The sequence below is a fragment of the Streptomyces sp. G45 genome (assembly GCF_049542095.1).
Classification (GTDB): Bacteria; Actinomycetota; Actinomycetes; order Streptomycetales; family Streptomycetaceae; genus Streptomyces.
The window spans coordinates 7,511,050-7,534,520 of record NZ_JBMUZU010000001.1 but is presented as its reverse complement, the minus strand read 5'-3'; the positions used below and the strand labels follow the sequence as shown (position 1 = coordinate 7,534,520).

At 74.7% G+C, this 23,471-nt stretch carries 21 protein-coding genes, 7 tRNA genes and 1 pseudogene; 10 read left to right on the top strand and 19 right to left on the bottom strand.

From position 1 onward, the window contains the following. Positions 1–6: 6 nt before the first annotated feature. Positions 7–1,347 carry a hypothetical protein gene (locus ACOBQU_RS32020; protein WP_423631929.1) on the bottom strand — a complete coding sequence of 447 codons (1,341 nt, stop codon included), beginning with the start codon at positions 1,345–1,347 and terminating at the stop codon, positions 7–9. Continuing rightward, entirely contained in the window at positions 1,347–1,913 is a 567-nt protein-coding gene (locus ACOBQU_RS32015) for a DUF4365 domain-containing protein (protein WP_423631927.1), read from the bottom strand. The genes ACOBQU_RS32020 and ACOBQU_RS32015 overlap by 1 nt, the downstream gene beginning before the upstream one ends. 167 nt (positions 1,914–2,080) lie before the next feature. Between ACOBQU_RS32015 and ACOBQU_RS32010 the strand changes: the two genes are divergently transcribed. Then, positions 2,081–2,806 carry a 3'-5' exonuclease gene (locus ACOBQU_RS32010; RefSeq protein WP_423631925.1) on the top strand — a complete coding sequence of 242 codons (726 nt, stop codon included), beginning with the start codon at positions 2,081–2,083 and terminating at the stop codon, positions 2,804–2,806. Between the two features lie 81 nt (positions 2,807–2,887). Here ACOBQU_RS32010 and ACOBQU_RS32005 read toward each other — a convergent pair. From ACOBQU_RS32005 to ACOBQU_RS31990, 4 genes are all read right to left on the bottom strand, one after another. Further along, positions 2,888–2,959 (bottom strand) — tRNA-Val (locus ACOBQU_RS32005). Between the two features lie 73 nt (positions 2,960–3,032). Next, entirely contained in the window at positions 3,033–3,503 is a 471-nt protein-coding gene (locus tag ACOBQU_RS32000) for an SRPBCC family protein (protein WP_423631924.1), read from the bottom strand. Between the two features lie 252 nt (positions 3,504–3,755). Further along, positions 3,756–3,827 (bottom strand) — tRNA-Val (locus ACOBQU_RS31995). A gap of 73 nt (positions 3,828–3,900) precedes the next feature. Then, on the bottom strand, positions 3,901–4,347 hold the full coding sequence (locus ACOBQU_RS31990) for a TIGR02611 family protein (RefSeq protein ID WP_423631922.1): 447 nt from the start codon (positions 4,345–4,347) through the stop codon (positions 3,901–3,903). 191 nt (positions 4,348–4,538) lie between these two features. Between ACOBQU_RS31990 and ACOBQU_RS31985 the strand changes: the two genes are divergently transcribed. Continuing rightward, positions 4,539–4,952, top strand: coding sequence for an SsgA family sporulation/cell division regulator (locus ACOBQU_RS31985; protein ID WP_003959770.1), 414 nt, complete (start codon positions 4,539–4,541; stop codon positions 4,950–4,952). A gap of 215 nt (positions 4,953–5,167) precedes the next feature. Then, entirely contained in the window at positions 5,168–5,821 is a 654-nt protein-coding gene (locus ACOBQU_RS31980) for a CGNR zinc finger domain-containing protein (protein ID WP_423631920.1), read from the top strand. On the opposite strand, the gene ACOBQU_RS31975 is transcribed toward ACOBQU_RS31980, so the two are convergent. Together ACOBQU_RS31975 and ACOBQU_RS31970 are read right to left on the bottom strand one after the other, a co-directional pair. Further along, positions 5,795–5,965, bottom strand: coding sequence for a hypothetical protein (locus ACOBQU_RS31975; protein WP_423631918.1), 171 nt, complete (start codon positions 5,963–5,965; stop codon positions 5,795–5,797). The genes ACOBQU_RS31980 and ACOBQU_RS31975 overlap by 27 nt on opposite strands. A 297-nt stretch (positions 5,966–6,262) precedes the next feature. Continuing rightward, complete coding sequence (locus ACOBQU_RS31970) at positions 6,263–6,703, bottom strand: hypothetical protein (RefSeq protein WP_423631916.1); 441 nt, start codon at positions 6,701–6,703, stop codon at positions 6,263–6,265. A 202-nt stretch (positions 6,704–6,905) separates the two neighbouring features. Here ACOBQU_RS31970 and ACOBQU_RS31965 point away from each other — a divergent pair, with 202 nt between their 5' ends. Next, positions 6,906–7,427 (top strand): DsbA family protein, encoded by a 522-nt coding sequence (locus ACOBQU_RS31965; RefSeq protein ID WP_423631914.1) that lies wholly within the window; start codon positions 6,906–6,908, stop codon positions 7,425–7,427. Between the two features lie 161 nt (positions 7,428–7,588). Here ACOBQU_RS31965 and ACOBQU_RS31960 read toward each other — a convergent pair whose 3' ends face one another. From ACOBQU_RS31960 to ACOBQU_RS31950, 3 genes and pseudogenes are all read right to left on the bottom strand, one after another. After that, entirely contained in the window at positions 7,589–8,416 is an 828-nt protein-coding gene (locus ACOBQU_RS31960; protein ID WP_423631912.1) for a GNAT family N-acetyltransferase, read from the bottom strand. Positions 8,417–8,495: 79 nt separating this feature from the next. Continuing rightward, complete coding sequence (locus tag ACOBQU_RS31955; RefSeq protein ID WP_423631910.1) at positions 8,496–9,317, bottom strand: aminotransferase class IV; 822 nt, start codon at positions 9,315–9,317, stop codon at positions 8,496–8,498. Further along, positions 9,314–10,368: pseudogene (locus ACOBQU_RS31950) on the bottom strand (chorismate-binding protein). The gene ACOBQU_RS31955 and the pseudogene ACOBQU_RS31950 overlap by 4 nt, the downstream one beginning before the upstream one ends. A 200-nt stretch (positions 10,369–10,568) precedes the next feature. Between ACOBQU_RS31950 and ACOBQU_RS31945 the strand changes: the two are divergent. From ACOBQU_RS31945 to ACOBQU_RS31925, 5 genes are all read left to right on the top strand, one after another. Beyond that, positions 10,569–10,641: transfer RNA gene (locus ACOBQU_RS31945), tRNA-Gly, on the top strand. A 40-nt stretch (positions 10,642–10,681) separates the two neighbouring features. Further along, positions 10,682–10,755: transfer RNA gene (locus ACOBQU_RS31940), tRNA-Cys, on the top strand. A 1-nt stretch (position 10,756) separates the two neighbouring features. After that, positions 10,757–10,828: transfer RNA gene (locus tag ACOBQU_RS31935), tRNA-Val, on the top strand. A 59-nt stretch (positions 10,829–10,887) separates the two neighbouring features. Beyond that, positions 10,888–10,959: transfer RNA gene (locus ACOBQU_RS31930), tRNA-Val, on the top strand. A 43-nt stretch (positions 10,960–11,002) separates the two neighbouring features. After that, a tRNA-Val gene (locus ACOBQU_RS31925) sits at positions 11,003–11,077 on the top strand. Between the two features lie 97 nt (positions 11,078–11,174). On the opposite strand, the gene ACOBQU_RS31920 is transcribed toward ACOBQU_RS31925, so the two are convergent. The 4 genes from ACOBQU_RS31920 to ACOBQU_RS31905 all read right to left on the bottom strand — a co-directional run bounded on the left by ACOBQU_RS31920 (position 11,175) and on the right by ACOBQU_RS31905 (position 13,534). Continuing rightward, the gene (locus tag ACOBQU_RS31920) at positions 11,175–11,474 is read right to left on the bottom strand and encodes a zf-TFIIB domain-containing protein (protein WP_423631908.1); all 300 of its coding nucleotides are present in this window, start codon (positions 11,472–11,474) and stop codon (positions 11,175–11,177) included. Between the two features lie 69 nt (positions 11,475–11,543). Next, positions 11,544–12,599: an aminoglycoside phosphotransferase family protein gene (locus ACOBQU_RS31915; RefSeq protein ID WP_423631906.1), complete on the bottom strand. Its 1,056-nt coding sequence runs from the start codon at positions 12,597–12,599 to the stop codon at positions 11,544–11,546. 261 nt (positions 12,600–12,860) lie between these two features. Then, the gene (locus ACOBQU_RS31910) at positions 12,861–13,064 is read right to left on the bottom strand and encodes a hypothetical protein (RefSeq protein ID WP_423631904.1); all 204 of its coding nucleotides are present in this window, start codon (positions 13,062–13,064) and stop codon (positions 12,861–12,863) included. A 203-nt stretch (positions 13,065–13,267) separates the two neighbouring features. Next, the gene (locus ACOBQU_RS31905; protein ID WP_423631902.1) at positions 13,268–13,534 is read right to left on the bottom strand and encodes a hypothetical protein; all 267 of its coding nucleotides are present in this window, start codon (positions 13,532–13,534) and stop codon (positions 13,268–13,270) included. Positions 13,535–13,730: 196 nt separating this feature from the next. Between ACOBQU_RS31905 and ACOBQU_RS31900 the strand changes: the two genes are divergently transcribed. Continuing rightward, positions 13,731–15,113: a serine/threonine-protein kinase gene (locus ACOBQU_RS31900; protein WP_423634848.1), complete on the top strand. Its 1,383-nt coding sequence runs from the start codon at positions 13,731–13,733 to the stop codon at positions 15,111–15,113. On the opposite strand, the gene ACOBQU_RS31895 is transcribed toward ACOBQU_RS31900, so the two are convergent. The 4 genes from ACOBQU_RS31895 to cbiE form a co-directional block, all read right to left on the bottom strand. Continuing rightward, positions 15,110–15,937: a TrmH family RNA methyltransferase gene (locus ACOBQU_RS31895; RefSeq protein WP_423631900.1), complete on the bottom strand. Its 828-nt coding sequence runs from the start codon at positions 15,935–15,937 to the stop codon at positions 15,110–15,112. The genes ACOBQU_RS31900 and ACOBQU_RS31895 overlap by 4 nt on opposite strands. 85 nt (positions 15,938–16,022) lie before the next feature. Beyond that, positions 16,023–17,261 (bottom strand): uroporphyrinogen-III C-methyltransferase, encoded by a 1,239-nt coding sequence (cobA, locus tag ACOBQU_RS31890; RefSeq protein ID WP_423631898.1) that lies wholly within the window; start codon positions 17,259–17,261, stop codon positions 16,023–16,025. 190 nt (positions 17,262–17,451) lie between these two features. Then, entirely contained in the window at positions 17,452–21,870 is a 4,419-nt protein-coding gene (cobT, locus tag ACOBQU_RS31885) for a nicotinate-nucleotide--dimethylbenzimidazole phosphoribosyltransferase (RefSeq protein WP_423631896.1), read from the bottom strand. A gap of 308 nt (positions 21,871–22,178) precedes the next feature. Then, entirely contained in the window at positions 22,179–23,408 is a 1,230-nt protein-coding gene (cbiE, locus tag ACOBQU_RS31880) for a precorrin-6y C5,15-methyltransferase (decarboxylating) subunit CbiE (protein WP_423631894.1), read from the bottom strand. Positions 23,409–23,471 lie beyond the last annotated feature (63 nt).

Below are 23,471 nucleotides of genomic sequence, written 5' to 3'. Positions count from 1 at the left end.
CCCGGCTCAGTCGCCGCCGCGGGCCTCCTCGAAGAAGGTCGGCGCGTCCGCGTACTCCTGCGCCGACTTCATCAGCCGGTCCCGCTCGGCGTCGTCGACCCGCACCGGCGCCACCTCGCTGGCCCCCGTGAGCCTGCGGAAGCCGCCCCTGCTCTCCAGTCGGCCGCGCACCCGGATCGGCAGGCCGACCAGGTGGGCGTGCCCGGCGACGCGGTACGCCTCCTCGTCGAGGGACATCCGCACGTGCGGGACCTCGGCGCCCGCGAGCACCCGCACCCGTACCGTGCCCGCCCCGCGCGGCCCGGAGCGCCGCATGCGGACGACGGCGCCGGTGATCCGTACGGGCACGGACGGCTCGGCGCGCAGGTAGCGGGCGCTCGCCTCGCGCAGGACGGGCAGGTCGCCGGGCGAGAACTCGACGGGCTCGGCGGCGGCCGCGCACCCCTCGGGGGTACCCGCGGCGGGCGCCCAGGCGACGTGCACGCGGGCGCCCTCGGTGCCGCGGACCAGGGCGACCACGGCCTCGACCAGCTCGTGGCTGACGCCCGCCCGGACCGCGCCGTCGAAGGCGTCCATGCCGCCGGTGGCGCGCCGGTAGTCGACGGCCTCGCGGGCGGCGCAGAGCGCCTGGTGCAGCCGTACGGCGAGGGGGCGGCCCTCGGGGACGGGCACGAAGGCGGTCAGCTCGCGCCCGCCGGGCGCGGGCCCGACGAGGACGCGCTCCAGGGCCGCGGCGGCGGTGCGGCGGTGGCGGGCGCCGTGGTACCCGGCGCGTTCGCGGGCGGCGAGGGCCCCGGCGAGCAGCATCTGGCGGGCGGCGGCGCGCAGCTGCTCCTCGACGGTCCAGGGCGCCGCGCCGACGGGGCCGCTCGGCGCGTCCCGCCACCAGCGGATCTCGTCGCTGGGTACGGCGAGGGAGACGAGGACGTCGCGGGCGGACGGCGCGGAGCTGCGGGCCAGGGCGGTGAGGGCCTCGCCGAGCAGGTCGTCGCTGTCGGGGAAGGCGCGGCTGTCGGGGACGAGGAGGCTGGTGCCGCCGCCGTGGGGGGCGCCGGGCGGGGTCCACCGGGAGTAGCGCCCGGCGGCGCCACCGCGGCGCTGCCAGCCGTGCCGGTCGAGGAGGGCGCCGAGGACGGCGGGGTCGACCTGCCCGGGGTCGGGCGGCTCGCCCCAGAGGCGCGGACCACCGCCGGGCCGGGCGCGGACCCCGCGTGCGGGGGCGGGGGCGTCGCCTCGCAGGGAACCCGGGCCGCCGCTGCGTACGGGAACGGAGTGGTCGCCTCGTACGGGGGCGGGGCCGTCGCCTCGTACGGGGGCGGGGGCGGGGTCGTCGTTCGGGCGGTGCATCAGGGTCTCCCTCCCGCGCCGACGCGCGTCATGATCTCGCAGAGGGCCGTGTCGTCGAAGATCCGTGAGGTCGGCACACGGACGGTGGTCCGGCGCCTGCCGGTCACGGGGTGTCCCGCGAGGTTGGTCCAGTAGCAGCAGTGCCGCAGGGCGAGGTGGTCGTGGTCGGCGCGCAGCCAGTCGTCGCGCGAGCGGGGCGCGATCATGACGACCAGGATCTTGTGTACGGACACCGGGGTGCGGGCGAGCTTCTCCAGGTGGGCGTTGTCCAGGGTGAAGGAGAAGGCGGGGCCCTCGGGGCGGGGCGGGATCTGGTACGTGCACTTGAGCTGGACCTTGATGGTGACCTCGTCGTCCACGGTGTGCCCCGGGGCGCTGTGGCTGACGTGCCAGTCGATGCCGTTGTCGGGAAAGGGCTGGGACAGCGAGCAGCCCGCCGCGGCGGCGACGGCGTGCAGATAGCCCACCTGAAGGGTCTCCATGCAGGCGGTGGTGGCGAGGGTGCCGCGCGGCGGTGCGATCCGCTCGGGCAGCAGCCCGCTCTGTTCGGGCCGCGCGAGCGCCATGGCGAGGGGGCCTTCCGAACCGGTGGGATGAGCGCTTGAGCCGTCAACCACGCGGCTCCGTACCTGTGTTGTCTCCTGGGCGGGTTCGGGGCAAACGGCCCGGGTATCACCAGCGTGAGGCAGGAGTGGAGGTCAACTGCCGGAGCTGAACGAGGAGTTGCGTCGGGATGACGTGCTGGTATGAGGGGCCCTTGGCCGCATTCGACACGGAGACCACGGGTGTCGACGTCGAGACCGACCGGATCGTGTCGGCCGCCGTCGTCGTGCAGAACGGCGCGGGGGCCCGGCCGCGCGTGACCCGCTGGCTGGTGAACCCGGGCGTTCCGGTGCCCGAAGCGGCCACGGCGGTGCACGGTCTGACGCAGGAGCACCTGGAGCGCAACGGCCGCTGGCCCGCTCCGGTGATGGAGGAGATCGGGCGGGAGCTGGCGGAGCAGGGGGCGGCGGGGCGTCCGCTGGTGGTGATGAACGCGCCGTTCGACCTGACGCTGCTCGACCGGGAGTTGCGCAGGCACCGGGCGTCGTCGCTGGCGCGCTATGTGGAGAGCTATCCGCTGTGCGTCGTCGACCCGCGGGTGCTCGACCGGCATCTGGACCGCTACCGCAAGGGCCGCCGCACGCTGACGGACCTGTGCGCGCACTACGGCGTGGAGCTGAGCGGCGCGCATGACGCGGCGGCGGACGCCCAGGCCGCGCTGGATGTCGTCCGCGCGGTGGGGCGCCGTTTCGCGACGCGGCTCGACCGGTTGTCCCCGGCGGAGCTGCACACGTTGCAGGCGGTGTGGCACGCGGCGCAGGCCCGGGGGCTCCAGTCGTGGTTCGCGCGCTCCGGTTCGCCGGAGGCGGTGGACCCGGCGTGGCCGCTGCGTCCGGAACTGCCCGCGGCGGCGTGAGCGTTGCCGGAACCAGGGCATGAAAACGGAACCAGGGCATGAAAAAACCGGTCCGTCGGTGACGGACCGGTGATCTCCGGGTGGGCGATACTGGGTTCGAACCAGTGACCTCTTCGGTGTGAACGAAGCGCTCTCCCACTGAGCTAATCGCCCGGGAACGCACTGAACAATACAGGTCCGGGCGCCGATCCTTCAAACCGCTCGCCCGCCGCTCGGCTGCCGCCCCTCAACGACGCGCCCCGCGCGGCCCCTCCGGGCCCAGCCGGGCCGCGAGGCCGCGTCTCCCGGCGCGCATCATCAGCGCGTGGTTGAGCCGGAACAGGGGTCTGCCGGGCAGGGCGAGGCGGCGCATCAGGGGCTTGCGGACCTCGACCTCCTGGTCGTAGCGCGCGCTGGTGCCGCCGGTGGGCGCGGCGGTGAGCGTCCAGCGGGCCCAGCCGTCGAGGTCGCCGCTCATCGTGATCTCCAGGACGCCGCGGCCGGGGTCGCGCCGGGCCTCGCGGGCGGTGATCACGAGGTCGTACGGCAGCAGCGACCGCAGCCGTACGGTGCCGCTGCGGTCGTCGAGCGGGGTCACCTCGCGGACCTGGGGCCACCAGGAGGGGTAGTCCTCGGCGCGCTCCAGCGCGGCGTACACGGCGGCGGGCGCCTGGGGCAGGTCCCAGCGGGCGTGGAAGCGGTAGTGGCACCAGTTCATGGGCCCAGTGTGGGGCGCGGTGCCGGGATCCGACGGGACGTCAACTCGGCAGAAATAGGAATGAGTTATTCCGAGGGCCGGGCGGAGTGCCCGGAATCGTCGCGCGGAGGTGCCCGAATCGCCGCGTGACGCGCGGGAATCACCGGGCGGAGGCGCCGGAATCGCCCGCCGGGGCACTCGAATTCCGTGAAAGGCCGTCAAATACGGCTGTGGCCCGGAGGCTGTTTCCAGCCTCCGGGCCACAATCCCGGGTGGGCGATACTGGGTTCGAACCAGTGACCTCTTCGGTGTGAACGAAGCGCTCTCCCACTGAGCTAATCGCCCGGGCGCAGAGAGAACATTACCCCATGTCAGGGGGTGCCTCGGACCACCCCCCGGGTCCCGCCCGGGGGCGGGGTCACTGGTCGTTGATCTTCCAGGGCATCTCCAGGCCGAACTTCCACAGGTAGATGCCGCCGAGGGCCGCGATGATCACCAGGCCGATGGTGGTGAGGATGATGTTGCGGCGGCGTACGCGTGGGTCGAGTGCGCGCTGTGCCGCCTCGGTGACCTTCCGCTTCGTCCAGCGGAGCACCAGCTGCGCCCAGACGAACTCGGTCGCCCAGATCGCCATGCCGCCGAAGATGACCACCCAGCCGGGGCCCGGCAGGGGCAGCATGATGATGCCCACGATCACCACGGCGAGGCCCACGACGAAGACGCCGACCTGCCAGCTCAGGTGCAGGGCCCGGCGTGCCTTGATGAACTCCGGCGCTCGCGACCCGAAGGGCTTCTCGGGCTTGGCCGTGCCCTCGCCCCCCTCGGCCGCCTCGGTGACGACCGGCTCGTTACTCCCCGTATTCATGCCCCCAAACCCTACCGGACGGAAACCCGTCACCGGAATGGCCGTACGAACCAATGGGGCAGTCCGCCATACGAGCCACCTAAAGACACGCAAAACCCTCAGAGGGGTTTACAACGGCACCGTAGGTGGCATGTCGATTTCGCCGACGTGCGAATCCCCGAGCGCACACTGAGCGAAAGGCCTTGGCGCTTATGAACACCACGGTCAGCTGCGAGCTGCACCTGCGCCTCGTTGTGTCGAGCGAGTCCTCACTGCCTGTACCCGCAGGACTGCGGTATGACACGGCCGATCCCTATGCCGTGCACGCCACCTTCCACACCGGAGCCGAGGAGACCGTCGAGTGGGTGTTCGCCCGCGACCTCCTCGCCGAGGGCCTGCACCGGCCCACGGGCACCGGAGACGTCCGTGTCTGGCCGTCCCGCAGCCACGGTCAGGGCGTCGTCTGCATCGCCCTGAGCTCCCCCGAGGGCGAGGCTCTGCTCGAGGCCCCGGCGCGGGCCCTGGAATCGTTCCTGAAGCGAACCGACGCGGCCGTGCCGCCCGGTACCGAACACCGCCACTTCGACCTCGACACGGAGCTCTCACACATCCTGGCCGAAAGTTAGCGCGGTCCGGTCCTCAGTCCCCGCCGCCGTCCGACTCGGGGAGACGGCGCGGGTCACGCGCGGGTACGACAACGACATACCGGAAGGCACGGCAGACACCGGCGCCGGAGCCGCGGAATTCCGCGGCTCCGGCGCCGTGGCGTGCGGGGCGTGAGCCGCTAGCATCGGCCAGCACCAGGCGGGCGCCGCCCGACCTCCAGGCCAGGGAGCGAATCGTGCTGATCACCCACGACACCCGGTGTGCACTCGGCGCCGTGGTCGATCTGGTGAACTCCGCGCCAGACGAAGAGAACGGCGACGGCGTCGAAGGGCTCGCGGACGTCGCGGCCCTGCGCGCGTTCGTAGAGGAACACGCGATCAGTGACGTGGGGGCGCTCTCCGAGCGGGACCTCGCGGGGGTGCACCGCGTCCGCCGCCGGTTCGCCGAGGTGTTCGCCGCCCGCGAGCCGCACGTCGCGGCGGCCCTGCTCAACGATCTCGTCGCCGCCGCGGGCACCACGCCGCGCCTCACCGATCACGACGGCTACGACTGGCACGTGCACTACTTCGCTCCCGGCGCGTCCGTCGCCGATCACCTGGCGGCCGACTGCGGGATGGCGCTGGCCTTCTTCGTCGTCGCGGGCGAGCAGGAGCGGCTGCGCCGGTGCGAGGCGCCGGACTGCCGCCGCGCCTTCATCGACCTCTCCCGGAACCGCTCGCGCCGCTACTGCGACAGCCGCACCTGCGGCAACCGGCTGCACGTCGCCGCCTACCGGGCCCGGCGCCGGGAGGCGGCGGGCGCCGAGGGCCCCGACCAGGGGGCACCGGGCGGGGAGACGCTGGACCGGCGGGCGCGGGCGGCGCTAGAGCAGGAGCAGGTCGTGCAGTGACGCCATGAGCAGCAGGCAGCCGATCACCGCCAGGAAGATCATCAACGGGGGCTGGGAGAGGGCGAAGAGGCAGCCCTGCGGTTCGTCGGCGGTTCCGTGCCCGTCAGGCCGGGCGGGGTCGCTCTGCGGAGTGGTGTCCAGCATCTCGCCGCGATGATGACGCAGCGCGCGCCGACGGGGACACCAACACGCCCGGTTCGATGGGGAGTTCGCCGCATTCCGTGACCTTGGCGGGGCCGGGGGCCGCACCTGCGAACGGTGTCCGTGGATACGCTCGAAAGCCGGTCCGTCCGGGCGGGGCCCGCGGCCGGGCCGAGCGGGGCGCTTGGGTGAGCATGGCGCCGGGGCGGGGCGAGCTGGCGCCAGGGCGGACGGGAGCGGTCAGATCAGGAACGGCCAGGTCGGGAGCGGCCAGGTCGGAAGCAGTCAGGTCGGAAGCGGTCAGATGCCGTGCTTCTTCAGGATGGCCTCGATGTCGCTGAAGTCCTCCGCCGGGGCCGCCTTCTTCTGCGGGGCCTTGGCGGCGGGCCGGGTGGACGGGCCGAGGGAGGGGGCGGACGCGGCGGGGGCGACGGCCTCGCGCCGGGCGGCCTTCTCGGCGGCCCTGCGCTCCTTGCGGGTGCCGCCGGAGCGGCGCTCCACGGCGCGAGTGCCCATGAACAGCAGCCAGGCCGCGCCGAGCACGCCGAAGCCCGCCCACGCCACCGGGCTGAACGCGGTCTCCGCGGCCCATTCGACGGCTCCGGTCATGACCAGGCCGATGGGCACCAGCGAATAGGCGGCGAGCCGCGCCGCGGCGAGGAAGCGCTTGCGATACGCCGTGACAGCGGCGATGCCCAGGCCTGCCGCGGATACGGCGGAGCAGATGGTCTCGGCAAACATCCCGGTCCTCCAGGCCCGCGGGCACAGTCGATCGGTGGAGCGTGTGTCCCTTCCATCCTGCACCGGCCGGGGCGCCCGGGGCCACGGTCGCCCAGGACATCAGGGAGATATCCGGGTAACCCCTCATCCCCAGGTGCCGGTCCCGCACCCGGCGAGCGAGTCCCGGTTGGGGGGCCTTCCCGCAGGCTGGGACACTGGGCGCATGAACGACTCCTCCCCCTCCGGGCCGACCGGCCCCGTCGTCGTCGACTTCTGGTGCGAGCTCCAGTGCCCCGACTGCCGCACCGCCCTCGACGACGTCCGCGCCCTGCGGGCCCGCTACGGCGACCGCGTCGACGTGCGGCTGCGCCACTTCCCGCTGGACAAGCACAAGCACTCCTTCGCCGCCGCGCAGGCCGCCGAGGAGGCCCTGGAGCAGGGCAGGGGCTGGGAGTACGTCGAGGCGGTGCTGGCCCGCGTCGAGGAGTTCGACCGCGAGGGCGAGCGGCTCCTCGTGGCGGTGGCCGCCGAACTCGGCCTGGACGCCGAGGAGTTCGACACCGCCCTGGTGGACGGCCGACACATCCTGATCGTCGACGCCGACCAGGCCGAGGGCAAGGCGATCGGCGTCACCGGGACGCCCACGTACGTCGTCGGCGGTGAGCGCCTCGACGGCGGCAAGAGCCAGGACGGGCTGCGCGAGCGCGTCGAGGAACTCGTCGACGGCCTGCTCGCACGGGACTGACGGAAGCCAGCCGACCGGGTCGACCCAGTCGACGTAGCCGCCCCGGCCGCCAAGTCAGCCCGGGCGGCCCGGTCGGCCCGGCCGCCCCGGTCAGCGCGCTGAGCCTCCCCAAGCGGCCGCTCGGCTCGCCGTCAGAGCAACCGCCGTCAAAGCAACCGCCGTCAGAGCAACCGCTTGTAGAAGTAGTGCGTGACCGGCTCATAGCCGAGCGACTCGTACAGGCGCAGGGCGGGCGTGTTGTCGACGAAGACGCTCAGGCCGATGCGGGTCCGGCCCGCCGCCACCCCCCGCGCCTCCGCGTACCGCATCAGTGCCCGCCCGTGCCCCTGGCCGCGGAAGTCGGCGCCGACCCGGACGTCGAAGACGAAGGTCTCGCCGTCGCGCACGCCCAACCACAGCGTGCCGACCTGGGTGCCGTCGCGGAGCAGGACGCCGAGGTCGGTGTCGGGGCTGTCGAGGCCGTTGGGCAGGAGGCGGTCGTAGTCCTGCTCGGCCTTGGCCCGCGCCTCGGCCTCGGAGAGGCCACCGCGCTCCCGCCACGACATGGCGTACCCGCTCTGGGCCCGCGTCCGCCACACCTCGTACTCGCCCCGCGTCATGGGCCGTGCCTGGACGCCGTCGGGCAGCGCGGGCGGGCTCAGCGGCAGTTGCTTGGCCATGGCGCGGGTGCGCTCCGCGTAGCCGAGCGCGGCGACCAGGCCGAGGGCGCCCGCGGCGGCCGCGGGCACGGAGGCCTCGACGCGGGTGCAGCCCCAGCCGCGCGCGACCTCCTCGGCGGCCAGGGCGGCCACGGTGGCGCGCCCGCGCCGCCGGTCCGGCTCGTCGACGCGCAGGTCCAGGATCTGGGCCACCCGGGGTCCGAAGACGCTGTGGGTGCCGAGCTGTATCAGGCCGACGGGGCGGCTGTTCACGCAGACGTCGAAGTCGCGCGTCTTGGCGCCGTCGGTGCTTTCGCGAAGCGGCCCGGTCGGCCGCAGGGTCGTCGTCATCACGGGTGTTGTACCCGCCCAACGCCCCCGCGTCATCCGGTTTTCGCGTGCCGTACGGCACCCCGGGCCGCTCGGCGGGCTACGGGTCGAGGTCGTCCGCGGCGCGCTCGGCGAAGACCCGCATCGCCTTGGCCGTGACCGGGCCCGGCGCGCCCGGCAACTCGCGCCCGTCGACGCGGTGCACGGCCTGGACGTCGCGCAGCGTGGAGGTGAGGAAGACCTCGTCGGCGCGGTCGAGGACGTCCAGGGGCAGGTCGGTCTCCCGGGCGCCGGTCCACTCGACGGTCAGCGCGCGCGTGATGCCCGCGAGGCACCCGGAGGACACGGGCGGCGTATGGATCTCCCCGTCGAGGACGACGAACACGTTCGACCCGGTGCCCTCGCAGAGCTGCCCGACCGTGTTGGCGAACAGGGCCTCGCTGGCGCCCTGCGCGGTGGCACGGGCCAGGGCGACGACGTTCTCCGCGTACGAGGTGGTCTTCAGGCCGGTGAGGGCGCCGCGCTCGTTGCGGGTCCACGGGACCGTGATCACGGCGGTGGAGTCGGGCCTGCGGACGGCCTCGCCGAGGGCGACGACGAGGGTCGGGCCCTGGTCGCCGCGGTCGGAGCCGAGCGGCGAGAGCCCGCCGGTGTAGGTGATGCGCAGACGGCCGACCGGCATGGGGTTGGCGTCCAGCACGGCGGCGCAGGCGCGGCGGACCTCGTCCAGGTCCGGCTCGGGCAGCCCGAGCCCGCGCGCGGAGCGGGCGAGCCGGTCCAGGTGGCGGGTGAGCGCGAAGGGCCGTCCGGCGACCGCCTTCACCGTCTCGAAGATGCCGTCGCCGACGGTGAGCCCGTGGTCGAGCACGGAGACGCGCGCGGAGCCCAGCTCCTCCAGGCCGCCGTTGAGCCATATCTTCACGAGGGGGTTCCTCCAGTGTTGTCGTACGTTCCCGACGCTACCGCCAGCAGGCGCGCGGCCTTCAGCTCGGTCTCGCGCCACTCGCCCTCGGGGTCCGAGCCCCAGGTGATGCCCGCTCCCGTACCGAACCGCAGGGCGTTCTCGGCCCGGTCGATCCAGAAGGTGCGGATGCCGACGGCCAGCTCGGCGGTGCACCGGTCGGCGTCGACCCAGCCGACGCCGCCACAGTAGGGGCCGCGGGGCGCCGTCTCCAGGGCGTCGATGATCCGCAGGGCGCTGGACTTGGGGGCGCCGGTGACGGAGCCCGGCGGGAAGGCCGCGGCGAGCAGTTCGGGCCAGCCCGCACCGGGGCGCAGCTCGCCGCGCACGGTGGAGACGAGGTGCACGAGCCCGGGGTGCTTCTCCACGGCGCACAGGTCGGGCACGGTCACGGTGCCGGTCTCGCAGACCCGTCCCAGGTCGTTGCGGACGAGGTCCACGATCATGACGTTCTCGGCGTAGTCCTTCTCCAGGAGGTCCGCCTCGGTCCGGCCGGTGCCCTTGATGGGCCCGGACTCGACGACGTCGCCGGTGCGGCGCAGGAACAGCTCGGGCGACGCGGTGGCGACCTCCACACCGTGGGCGGGCAGGCGGATCGTTCCGGCGTACGGAGCGGGGTTGCCGCGCGCGAGGAGGGCGGTCAGGGCGTCGATGTCCACGGGGCCGTCGGCGTCGGCCGCCAGGGGCGCGGACAGGACGCGGCAGAGGTTCGCCTGGTAGACGTCCCCGGCCGCGATGTGGGCGCGAATGCGGCGCACGCCTTCCGTGTACGCGGCGCGGTCGAGGGACGACACCCAGTCGCCGACCCCGGGGCCGCGCCAGGCGCCGGGCGCCGGGGCGGGCACGGGGTCCGCTGGACGCGGCCGAAGCGGGCGCAGACGAGGCGGCCCTCGAAGTCCGCGCAGACGGCCCAGAAGCCGCCGCTGTCCAGGGCGGAGGGATCGCAGGTCACGTCCCGCAGGTCGGTCGCGAGGAGGCCGCCGAAGCGCGCCAGGGGAAACAGGTCGTGCACGGCTGTGAGTCTATGACCGGCGTCTTCGTGACGCCCTGGGGCCGCCGACGGGCCGCCGACCGGAGGCGGACGGGAAGCTGACGGGAGGCGGACGGGAGGCGACAGGGCAGCACGCTGCGCAAACGCGTTTTTGTACTGGCCCAGGAATCCGCTAGAGTTCAACACGTCGCCGGGACGCGGAAGCGGGCCGGGAAAGACAAGCGGACGTAGCTCAGTTGGTAGAGCGCAACCTTGCCAAGGTTGAGGTCGCCAGTTCGAACCTGGTCGTCCGCTCGCAGGAAAGTGGGGGATCTTCCCGAGACCCCGCACTCCTGGTGGAGTGGCCGAGAGGCGAGGCAACGGCCTGCAAAGCCGTCTACACGGGTTCAAATCCCGTCTCCACCTCCAAGGACGATTAGCTCAGCGGGAGAGCGCTTCCCTGACACGGAAGAGGTCACTGGTTCAATCCCAGTATCGTCCACTGAGATCTCTGATCATCGGACTCCGATCGAGGAGTTATGATCATCCGGAGATTTCCCCGCGCGATTAGCTCAGCGGGAGAGCGCTTCCCTGACACGGAAGAGGTCACTGGTTCAATCCCAGTATCGCGCACGCAGCACCCTCCACCTGCGGGTTCCGACCCGTCGATGGTCCCGCGCGATTAGCTCAGCGGGAGAGCGCTTCCCTGACACGGAAGAGGTCACTGGTTCAATCCCAGTATCGCGCACCAGCTCCGCGAAGCCCCCGGCCGCATCGGCCGGGGGCTTCGTCGTGCGCGGCCGGGGCGGCCCGGGAGCCGGGAGCGGTCCCGGGCGGCCCGGCGCGGATCAGGACGAGAACAGCATGTGGCCGAAGCTCTTGTGGTGCTTGTGCCCGTGGTGACCGTGGTGTCCGTGGTGGCCGCCGTGCGGGGCGCCCCAGGCGGGCGCGGGGGCCGCGGCCGGGTACTGCGGGGCGGCGGGCGGAGCCTGCGGAACCTGCTGGGCCTGCCACTGGCCCTCCAGGCGGGTCAGGGCCTCCAGCTCGCCGTAGTCGAGGAATATCCCGCGGCAGCCGCCGCACTGCTCGATCTGGACGCCGTTGCGGTTGTACGTGTGCATGGGTGCGTGGCACTTGGGACAGTGCATGGACGGCTCAACTCCTCGCCGGTGGTGACCGTTTCGCCGGATGTCTGCCCGGCTTCGACGCGTCGCACCCTACTTCGTGCCGGTGGGCGCCTGTTCGGGCGGGTTGGTGGCCATGCGGTGGCAGGCGTCGGCGAAGGCGCGCTCCACCTCGTCCAGCGGGCGCCCCTCGGCGGTCGCCTTGGCGATGGCGCGGGCGGCGGTCTGCGCGGTCAGGGCGCGGGCCGGGGCGTCGAGCCCGGGCCAGGGGTCGGAGCCGTCCGCGGGGACCGCGGGGCCGCCCGCTGCCCAGTAGGCGCCGAGGAACCTCCCCCACGCCTCCCGCGGCAGCAGGCCGAGGGCGTACCAGGCGGCGGGGCGGGCCAGGTCCCAGGCCGGGTCGCCGGTGCCCAGGTCGTCGACGTCGATGAGCAGCCAGTCTCCGCCGGCGGCGCGGACGAGCTGGCCCAGGTGCAGGTCGCCGTGGCACAGGCGGGCCGGGGCGGGGGCGGGGGCCTCGCCCCGGGCCCAGGGCGGCAGGCCCGCCCAGGCGCGCTCGACCGCGGGGGTGTCGAGGTGCGGGGCCGTGGCGCGCAGCCGGGCGACGGCGCGGGCCGCCTTCTCCGGGCCCCTCATCTCGGGCAGCGGGTGCGGCAGTTGGGCGGGCGGGGTGCGGTGCAGGCGGGCCAGCAGGGTTCCGGCGGCCTCCCAGGGGGCGGCGGCCGGGGTGTCGCGGTCCACGGGGGTGCCGTGGGGCCACAGGGTGACCAGGCGGTCGTGCAGGCGGGTGGGCTGCGGGGTCAGCGGGGCCAGCAGGGTGCCCGCGAGGGCGGGATGGGCGGCGGTCGCGAGGCGGGCCCTGAGGGCGGGCTCGGGGGTGCCGGGGGCGTGGGCCTTCGCCACGACGTGTCCGTGGCGGACGACCGTGGCGTCGGGGCGGTTCGCGAGGACCGCGTGGGGTGGGTCGGTGGGGCGGCAGGGGCAGGTGAGGGTGCGGGGGGCGTGGGCGTGGTGCTTCGCTGTGGCGGTCAGGGCGGGTACGAGGGGCGGGTGCACGGGGGTCCTGGGCGGCGCGGGGCGGGTGGGGGTGGCCTGGGGTGAGCGTACGGGGTGGGGTGGGGCCTCGCGGGTGCGCCCCGCTGCATCCATCAGCGCGCTCCGCGCGCGGGCGCCCCTTTCCCGAAACCAGGGGCTGCCGCCCCTGGCACCCCGCTCCTTGTTGCCGCTTCGCGGCTCGTCCTCAAACGCCGGACGGGCTCGTTGACGCCTCGCGCGCTTTTCGGGAAAGGAACAGCCCGCGCAGCTCCCCAGCTGCGCGGGCTGTTGTGCCGTCCGCCGCACCCCCGTCCCCACGGGGTTTCATGGCCGGATGTCCCCGCCCGGACCGCTCTTCCGGGCCCGGGGCGCCGCTCAGCGCCCCAGCATCACGCCCACGGACGACGCTTGTGTGACCACTGCGTCCCAGCCGCCGAAGGCGACCGTGAGCAGGGCTGCCAGGGGGAGGACCATGAGCGTGGCCACCAGGGGGTGGCGTGTGCCGGAGGGCCGGACGCCCAGGGTGGAGAGCTTGCGTCCCTGGGTGCGGATCATGGCCCGCGGCGCGGTGTCCGCCATGGCGCTCTCCCTTCCTGACCTTTCGGTGTGACTCTTGGGCAGCGGCGGGTGTCTGACCTCGGGGGACGAGTGCTGCACCCGCCGCTTGACCTCAAATCTAGGCGCGTGGCGGCCTCGGGACGTCATGCCCTCGTACCGATTGGCGGGCCTCCCGGAGGATGAGCGCTCTTCACACAACTACTCCCGTGGGTGGAGACGGAGACCTAGGACTCGGGGTCTTCCCGGAGGGGACGCCCGATCCGCTCCGATGTGTCCTCCCTCGGGACGGGCTGCTCGACGAGGGCCAGGACGCGGGTCGCCATGAAGCGGGCCGTGCGGACGACGGAGCCGCTGCGGGTGACTTCGCTCACTTCCACCACTCCCCTGCGGACGGCGGTCTCCACCCGGCGGCCGGCCCGGCTCGCCACCACTTCGTACGTACGCGTCGTGTCACCGGCGTCCACGACTATCTCCACGCGGTCACCCTTCACGGGATCAATCCCCCTTCGGCGGTGGGCGGTTGGGGTCGGTGGTGGCGGCGGGGGCCCCTCGCCCCGCGGCGCCTGACCACTCTTCAAGTTTCCCACCGGGCACTGACAATCGATCGGGCCGCGAGGGCGCGGCCTCTGCACGTGCCCGGCCGTGGAAACGTAAGCTGTGGCTCGTCAGACGGACCGGGCAGCGGGGATGAACATGGCGATGATGCGCCTGAGGCGTGAGGACCCGCGTGTCGTCGGCTCGTTCAGGCTGCACAGGCGCCTGGGCGCCGGCGGGATGGGGGTCGTCTATCTGGGCTCCGACCGGCGCGGCCAGCGGGTCGCGCTGAAGGTCATCCGGCCTGACCTGGCGGAGGACCAGGAGTTCCGGTCGCGCTTCGCCCGGGAGGTCTCGGCGGCCCGGCGGATCCGCGGCGGCTGCACCGCCCGTCTGGTGGCCGCCGACCTGGAGGCCGACCGCCCCTGGTTCGCCACGCAGTACGTGCCCGGACCCTCCCTGCACGACAAGGTCGCTGCCGAAGGGCCGCTGTCCGCGGCGGAGGTCGCCGTCATCGGCGCCGCCCTGTCGGAGGGCCTGGTCGCCGTGCACGAGGCCGGTGTCGTCCACCGCGACCTGAAGCCGTCGAACATCCTGCTGTCCCCGAAGGGGCCGCGGATCATCGACTTCGGCATCGCCTGGGCGACGGGCGCCTCGACGCTGACGCACGTCGGCACGGCCGTCGGCTCGCCCGGCTTCCTCGCGCCCGAGCAGGTGCGCGGCGCCGCCGTGACCCCCGCGACCGACGTGTTCGCCCTCGGCGCCACGCTGGCGTACGCGGCGATGGCCGACTCGCCCTTCGGGCACGGCAGTTCCGAGGTCATGCTGTACCGGGTCGTGCACGAGGAGGCCCAGTTGCGGGGCGTGCCCGACGCGCTGGCCCCGCTCCTGCGGACCTGTCTCGCCAAGGACCCGGAGGAACGTCCCAGCACGCTCCAACTGTCGTTGCGGCTCAAGGAGATCGCGGCCCGCGAGGCTCAGGGCCTGACCGACGTCCGGCCGCCCGCCCCCCGCCAGGACGCCCATGAGCGCCCGACGGGCCGCCTCGCCGACACGTACGCGGAGCAGCGCACCCAGCGCCGCACCTCACCGGGCACTCCCCCGCCGCGCTCCGGCTCCCGGCCCGGCGCGCCGAGGACCGGCGGCTCACGCACCGGCGGCTCGCGCACGGGCGGCTCCCCGTCGGGCGCGCGCCCCGTCGCACCCCGTGGCACCAAGGGTTCGGGCGCCCGGCCCGCACCGCGCGGCGGCGCCGGGCGGCAGGGGCCGCGGACCACCGGCACGCGGCTGCGGCCCGCCAACCCCCGGCTGCTGCGGCAGCGCCTGTTCGTGTTCGTGGTCGTGACGCTGCTCGTGGCCCTGGGGATCGCCGCGGCGCAGGGCTGCCAGGGGCCCGCCCGCGGGCTCGGCGCGCCCTCCCACGAGCGGCGCGTCATCGGCGTACAGGAAGTACAGGAAGTACAGGAAGTACGGGAAGTGCGAGAACAGGTCGTGCGTACGGGAGTGGCGCCGCCGCCCGGTGGGCGGCTGAGCTAGTCGCGGGGGCGGCCCGTCGCCACCGCGTAGAACGCCACCGCGGCCGCCGCGCCGACGTTCAGCGAGTCGACGCCGTGGGCCATGGGGATGCGGACCCATTCGTCGGCGGCCATCAGGGCCTGGGTCGACAGCCCCTCGCCCTCCGCGCCGAGCATCAGGGCGACGCGGTCCATGCGGTGGGGCGCGGTCTCGTCGAGGGTCTTCGCCTTCTCGTCGGGGGTGAGGGCGAGCAGGCTGAAGCCCGCCTCGCGGACGCCGTCCAGGCCCTTGGGCCAGGAGTCGAGGCGCGCGTACGGCACGGAGAAGACCGCGCCCATGGAGACCTTCACCGAGCGGCGGTACAGCGGGTCGGCGCAGTCCGGGGAGAGCAGGACCGCGTCCATGCCGAGCGCGGCGGCGGAGCGGAAGATGGCGCCGATGTTCGTGTGGTCGTTCACGGCTTCCATGACCACGACCCGGCGGTGCGTCCGCAGCAGCTCCGCGGCCGTGGGCAGCGGCTTGCGCTGCATGGAGGCGAGGGCGCCGCGGTGCACGTGGTAGCCGGTGACCCGCTCGGCCAGGTCGGGGCTGACCGCGTACACCGGGGCGGGGACCTCGTCGATGACGTCGCGCATCACGTCCACCCACTTGGCGGAAAGCAGCATGGAGCGCATCTCGTAGCCAGCGAGCCTGGCGCGCCGGATCACCTTCTCGCCCTCGGCGATGAACAGGCCCTCGGCGGGTTCGCGCCTGCGGCGCAGCTCGACGTCGGTCAGGCCCGTGTAGTCGCGCAGGCGCGGGTCGTCGGGGTCGTCGATGGTGATCAGACCTTGGGGTTCAGCCACAGGGTGATACTGCCTTGTCCGGGGAGTGGTGCCAACGGCTCGGGGGCCGTCGCGTTACCGATGGTTATGCCGGGTCGCGGGGCCGTCAGGCGGGCTGCTCGGGGTTGAGGGCCGCCACGGGGCCGATCACGATGACCGCCGGGGGCCTCACCTCGTGGGTGCGGACGGCGTCGGCCACCGTCGCCAGGGTCGCGTCGACGCGGCGCTGGGCGGCCGTGGTGCCCTCCTGGATGAGGGCGAGCGGGGTGTCCGCCGCCTTGCCGTGGGCGATCAGGGTCTCCGCGATCCGGCCGATCTTGTCGACGCCCATGAGGATCACCAGGGTGCCGGTGAGCCGGGCGAGCGCGGGCCAGTCGACGAGGGAGCGCTCGTCGTCCGGCGCGACGTGGCCGCTGACCACGGTGAACTCGTGGGCCACGCCCCGGTGCGTGACGGGGATGCCCGCGGCGCCCGGCACCGAGATCGAGCTGGAGATGCCGGGCACGACCGTGCAGGTGATGCCCGCGTCGGCCAGGGCCTGGAGCTCCTCCATGCCGCGCCCGAAGACATAGGGGTCGCCGCCCTTGAGGCGGACCACGGCCTTGCCCTGCTTGGCGTGCTCGATGAGCGCGTTGTTGATGGCCTCCTGGGCCATGAAGCGGCCGTACGGGATCTTCGCCGCGTCGATCACCTCGACGTGCGGCGGCAGTTCGGCGAGCAGGTCGCGCGGGCCGAGGCGGTCGGCGATGACCACGTCGGCCTCGGCGAGCAGGCGGCGGCCGCGGACCGTGATCAGGTCCGGGTCGCCGGGGCCGCCGCCGACGAGGGCGACGGTGCCGGTGGCGCGCGGGCGGTGGTGCGGGGCCACCAGGGTGCCGTCGCGCAGGCCCTCCACCACGGCGTCGCGGATGGCGGCGGTGTGGCGGGGGTCGCGGTCCTTGGCGTCCGTGGTGAGGACGGCGACGGTCACGCCCGCGCTGTGGCCGGTGGCCGGGGTCCAGGCGGTGGCGGCCTCGGCGTCGTCGGAGCGGACGCACCAGACGCGGTTCCGCTCGCCCTCGGCGGAGGCCCGGGTGTTGGCCTCGGGGTCGCTGGTGGCGATCAGGGCGTACCAGGTGTCGGTGAGGTCGCCGTCCTCGTACCTGCGGCGGTGCCAGGTGATCTCGCCCGCGGTGGCCATCGCCTCCACGGAGGGGGTGGCCGACGGGGAGATCAGGTGGACGTCGGCGCCCGCCCTGACGAGGGCGGGGAGGCGGCGCTGGGCCACCTGGCCGCCGCCCAGGACCACGACGCGGCGGCCGGTGAGACGGAGGCCTACGGGGTAGACGGGGTGTTCGGTGGCCATGGTGCGCCTTTCCTTGGTGCGGGGTGGGGCGGTACGGGTGGGTGGGGCCCTGCCGGGGGCTCCCCAAGCCCGCCCCTTCCCGAAACCGGGGGCTTCGCCCCCTGGACCCCCTTTCGCGCTTCGCGCTCGTCCTCAAACTCCCCCAAGCTCTTAAGGAGCAGGGGGTGCCCCCTCGACGGGCTGAGAACTGCTACTTCTCCGTCACGCCAGCGGAGTCGAACGTCGCCACCTCGTGCATCGCCCGCGCCGCGCTCTGCACGACCGGCAGCGCGAGGAGGGCGCCGGTGCCCTCGCCCAGGCGGAGGTCCAGGTCCACCAGGGGGCGCAGGCCCAGCTTGTTGAGGGCCGCCACGTGGCCGGGTTCGGCGCTGCGGTGGCCCGCGATGCAGGCGGCCAGGACCTCGGGGGCGATGGCGCGGGCCACCAGGGCGGCGGCGCCCGCGCTGACGCCGTCGAGGATCACCGGCGTACGCAGGGACGCGCCGCCGAGGAGCAGGCCGACCATCGCGGCGTGTTCGAGGCCGCCGATGGCCGCGAGGACGCCGATGGGGTCGGCGGGGTCGGGCTCGTGCAGGTCGAGGGCGCGGCGGACGACCTCGACCTTGCGGGCGTGCATCTCGTCGTTGATGCCCGTGCCGCGGCCGGTGACCTCGGCGGGGTCGGTGTCCGTGTAGACGGAGATCAGGGCGGCGGACGCGGTGGTGTTCGCGATGCCCATCTCGCCGGTCAGCAGGGCCTTGTTGCCCGCGGCGACCAGGTCGCGGGCGGTCTCGATGCCCACCTCGATGGCGGCCTTGACCTCCTCGCGGGTGAGCGCGGGGCCCGTGGTCATGTCGGCCGTACCGGCGCGCACCTTGCGGGGCAGCAGGCCGGGCGTCGCCGGAAGTTCGCTGGCCACGCCGACGTCGATGACGCACACCTCGGCGCCGACCTGATTGGCGAAGGCGTTGCAGACGGCGCCGCCGCCGAGGAAGTTCGCGACCATCTGGCCGGTCACCTCCTGGGGCCAGGAGGTGACGCCCTGGGCGTGCACACCGTGGTCGCCCGCGAAGATCGCAACGGCGGCCGGTTCCGGGATCGGCGGCGGACACATCCGGGACAGGCCGGAGAGCTGCGCCGAGATGATCTCCAGCATGCCGAGCGCCCCGGCGGGCTTGGTCATGCGCTTCTGGCGCTCCCAGGCCTCGCCGAGCGCCTTGGCGTCCAGCGGGCGGATGTTGCCGACGGTCTCGGCGAGCAGGTCGTGCGGGTCCTCGCCGGGCAGCGCGCGGCGGCCGTACGTCTCCTCGTGCACGACCCACGACAGCGGGCGGCGCTTGGACCAGCCCGCCTGCATCAGCTCCGGCTCGTCCGGGAACTCGTCGACGTACCCGACGCACAGGTACGCCACGACCTCCAGGTGCTCGGGCAGGCCGAGGGCGCGGACCATCTCGCGCTCGTCGAAGAAGCTGACCCAGCCGACGCCGAGGCCCTCGGCGCGGGCGGCGAGCCACAGGTTCTCGACGGCGAGCGCCGAGGAATACGGGGCCATCTGCGGCTGCGTGTGGCGGCCGAGGGTGTGGCGGCCGCCGCGGGTGGGGTCGGCGGTGACGACGATGTTCACCGGAGTGTCGAGGATGGCCTCGATCTTCAGTTCCTTGAACTGCTTGGCGCGGCCCTTGGGCAGCGACTTGGCGTACGCCTCGCGCTGGCGCTGGGCCAGTTCGTGCATGGTGCGCCGGGTGTCGGCGGAGCGGATGACGACGAAGTCCCAGGGCTGGGAGTGGCCCACGGACGGCGCCGTGTGGGCGGCCTCCAGGACGCGCAGCAGCACGTCGTGCGGGATGGGGTCGGAGCGGAAGCCGTTGCGGATGTCGCGGCGCTCGCGCATCACGCGCAGCACGGCCTCCCGCTCGGCGTCGGCGTAGGCCGGGGCGGGCGGGTCGAGCGGGGTCGCGTCGGCCTCGGGGTCCAGCGGCTCGGCGAGGTCCGAGGCGTCGCCCTGGACGGGGGCGCCCGGGGCTTCGGGGTCTTCCGTGCCGTCGGCGCCGTCGGCGATGACGGTCAGCGGCTCCGGGAGGCCGGTCGGCTCCGCCGGGTCGGCGGCGGGGGGCTCCACGGGCGCGGCGGGGTCCGGGGTGGGGACCTCGTCGGCCTGGGGGGCGGGGTCGGTCGGTTCGGCCGGGTGAGGTGCGTGCATCGGCTCGTCGGGGTCGGCCGCCTCCGGGGCGGGCGGCGCCTGGCCGTCCGTCGTGGAGACGGATGCCGCGTCCGGGGCGGGGGCGGCCGGGGGCCGCTCGCCGTCCCGGGGCGCGGGCACGGTGGGTACGGTCGTGCCCTCGGCGCCGTCGGGCGCCTCGGGCGCCGCCTGTGCGGCGGCGTCGGGGAGTGCGTCCGGCGCCAGGAGGACGGGCGCCGGGGCGGATGCGGCGTCGCCGGTCTCCTGGGCGGCCGCGTCGGCCTGCTCGGCGCCCGGCTGCGGCGCGTCGAACAGCTCCTGCGGTACGGCGAGGGGGCGCGGCGGCGTCGGGGCCAGGTGCGGGGTGGTGGGCACCGAGCCCTCGACCGGCACGAACTGGCCGAGCGGCGCGGGCGGCTCCGGGAAGTGCTGCCCGGGAACCGCGCCCTCCGCGCCCGGCGCGGCGAGGTGCGGGCCCTGCGGGGTGTGGGCGCCGGGCCACGGCTGGGCGGCGTCGGGCGCCTGCGGGGTGACGTCGGCGGCCAGGGGCTGCGGGGCGATGACGATCTCGTCGGCGTACGCGTCCGGGGCGTCCGGGGCGCTGCCGTCGGCGTCGGGGGCGCCCGGAGCCCGCGTCTCCGCGGGCGTGTTCGGTACGGGCGTCCCGTCCGCGGCGGGCGCCGGGACCGCCTCCTGGGCCGGGGCGGCGGGCGCGTGGGGGGCGGGCGCGGTGGTGGCGTCCGGCGCGGCGGTGGCGTCGGGGGCATCGGAAGCGCTCTCGGGGCCTTCGGCCTCGGGGGCGTGCGCGACGGGCTGCGCGTGCGCCGGGGATGCTTCGGGCGCCGGGGCGGCGGCCTCCGGGTGCACGGCTTCGGGGGTGTCCGCCGGGGCGATCGGGGTGTCCGCCGGGGCGTCCGGCTCGTCGGTGGCCTGGGGGGCGGGTGTGGCGTGCGGGGCTTCTGAGGCGTGCGAGGCCTCTGAGGCATGCGGGATCTCCGGGGTCTCCGGGACGACCGTTTCTGCGGGGAGCCCCTGGGGGGCGTGTGGCGCCGCCTGGAGGTGCGGGGGCAGGGACTCCTGGGGCTGCGGGGTCCAGGGCGCCGCGGGCTGCGGCGGGATCTCGCCGAGCTGCGGGCCGGGCAGCACGCCCGCGTCGTCGCGCGGGACGTCCAGGTACTCGGGGCCGCTGGTCGGCGGGCCGGGGTTGCGCACCGGTACGGCGTGCGGGGTGCCGCCCGCGGGGCCGCGGTCGGCGAGGGAACGCACCGGGCTCGCGGCGGCGTTGGGCACGGCGGGCGCCGCCGGGCCGCGGTGCAGCGGACGCCTGGCGGCGCCGTGGTGCGCGGCGGGGGCGTGGGCCGGGCCGCCGTGCAGCCCGGTGCCGGTCAGGTCGACGGAGCCGCTGTCCCGGCCCGCGGTCTCGTGCGGGCCGGGCTGGTGCGCGGCCAGGTCCTGCTCGGCGGGCACCGGGGCGGCACCCGGGTCGGGCTGCGCGCCGGGGGCGACGGGCGCCTGCTCGGCGGGGAGGTGCCCGGCGGGGGCGGGGGGTGCCTGGGCCGGGTCGGCGGGGGTCGGGCCGGGCTGGGCCTGGGCCATGGCCGCCGGGTCGGCGACGGCCTGGGCGTTGGGGGTCTGGGCGTTGGGGGTCTGAGAGTGGGGGACCTGGGCGTTGGGGACCTGGTCGAAGCCCGCGCCCGCCTGGTCGAAGCCCTCCTGGCCGCCGGGCTCCTGGCCAGCGGGCCCCTGGGCGGGGGCGGCCTGGACCTGAGCGTCCGCGGGACCGGGCTGCGCGAGACCCGGCTGGGCGGGGGCGGCCTGCGCCTGGGCGGTGGCCACCTGACCCGGCTGCGCCTGGCCGACGTGAGCCTGGTTCACCGGCACCTGATCAACCGGCACCTGATCAACCGGCATCTGGTCCACCGGCACCTGACCCACCGCAAGCTGGTCCACCGGCACCTGGTCCACCAGAACCTGATCCACCGGCATCTGACCCGCCGTGTCCTGCCGCATCCCGTCCTGTCTCATCGCGTCCTGCCCCGTCCCGTCCTGCGCGATCGGCGCCTGAGCGGCGGCCTGCGGGTGCGCGGCGCCCTGCGCCACACCGCCCGGCTGCCCGGCACCGGACTGGTCCACCGCGCCCGCCTGCGCCCGCGCTTGCGCCTGGGCTGCCGCCGCGCGGCGGGCCGCCTGGCGTCCGCGCCCGCGCGCGGGCGGGGCCTGCGGCGGAACCTGGGCCGGGGCCGCCAGCGGCTGCGCGACGCCCGCCTGTCCACCCTGCGTCTCGCTCCACGCGCCCTGGGCGCCTGGCATCAGCAGCAGGTCGTCGTCATCGGCGGGGTTCTCGGAGGGGTCGAGGAAGGCGTACGCGCCCGGGGCGGGGATGCCCGGCTGCTCCACCATGCCTGCGTTCTCCGGCAGTCCCTCGCCCGGGACCTGGCCGGTGTCGGTCATGCGTACCCCTCGCCCATCGGTTAGTCCTTCTGTGACCGCCCGTCATCCACAACGAGCGCGTGTGCCGTGCGGCACGCGCCGCGTACGGACACAGGCATTGTCGCGGTAGCTCCGCCCCCGCGGCAGCGTGATCGGCCACGGTCCGCTGTGGACTGCGCCACGTCGCGCGTCCCGCGGTCCGCCGTACCACACACACCACCCGAAACGGGTGGTTTTCCCGGCCTTGACCGAGGAATTGCCGGGCATCCGGGTGCGGTACAACGATCGGCCAGCCTACCCCGCACCGGGCGGTGGCAGGGCCGCGAGGGTCACGCCGTTCGGTCGAGCAACAGGCCCGAGAGCAGGAACACGACGGTCCTCTTCCGCTCCGTCCAGGCGCGGGTGTCCAGCTCCACGGACTGGAGCAGCGCGCACTCGACGGCGTACCCGTGCTCCGACAGGTCCCTGCCGAGGAGTTCGGCGGCGTCGCGGGTCGCGGCGTGCGTGACGATGCGCTCCGGGCGGCGGTCGGCGACGGCGGACACGACGGCGGCGCCCCCGCCGCCGACCCGCACGACGTCGGGCTCGGGCAGGTTCTCCAGGATGTGCGGGGCGGTGCCGTGGACGACTTGGGCGTGGACGCCGAAGCGGCGGGCGGCGGCGGTGGTGCGGGCGCAGGCGTCCGCGTCGCGGTCGACGGCGATGACGGCGGCGCCGAAGCGGGCGGCCTCGGCGGCGAAGGCCCCGGTTCCGCAGCCGATGTCCCAGACCAGGTCGCCCACGCGGGGGCCGAGACGGGCGAGTTGGGCGGCGCGGATGCGGTCGGTCTCGCCCTCGCCGAGTTCGTGCTCGCCGCCGTAGCTGGCGGCGGGCAGGGCCCAGCCGCGCGGTGTGGTGACGGGCTCGCGGCCCGCGATCCAGCCCCCGTCGTGGGCGGCGGCCGGGTCGTGGGTGACGGGGCCGCCGATGACGATGACGACGTTGGGGTCGCGCCAGGTGTGGTCGGCGGCCTTGTCGGAGGTGACGACGGTGACCTGCTCGCGCGTGGTGCCGAGTTCCTCGCAGATCACGAAGGTGCGGTGGACGCCCTCCAGGAGCAGCCCGAGTTCGGCGGGCCCGGCGCCGGGCGAGGTGAGGACGGCGACCTTGCTGTGGGCGCGGCAGACGTTCACGGCGCGGCGCAGGGTGCGGCGGTGGGCGACCACGACCTGGGCGTCGTCCCAGGGCATCCCGGCGCGGGCGAAGGCCTGGGCGACGGAGGAGACGGCGGGGACGACCTCGACCTCCAGGCCGAACTCGGGGGCGCGCAGGGTGCGGACGACGCCGAAGAAGCCGGGGTCGCCGTCGGCGAGGACGACGGCGGTGCCGCGGTGGGCGGCGATGCGGCGGGCGGCGAGGGCGACGCTGCCCAGGCGGATGCGTTCGGCGGTCGGGGGGACCTCGGGGAGGGACAGGTGGTGGGCCGCGCCCGCGACGAGCGTCGCGGCGCTCAGGGCTGAGCGGGCCGCCGTCGTCAGGGGCGTGCCGTCCCAGCCGATCACCGTGACCCGGTCGGCCATCGTCGTGTGTCTCCTGTGGGGTCTCGGGTGGGTCTCGGGTCGTGGAAGGGGGTGGGGCGTGTG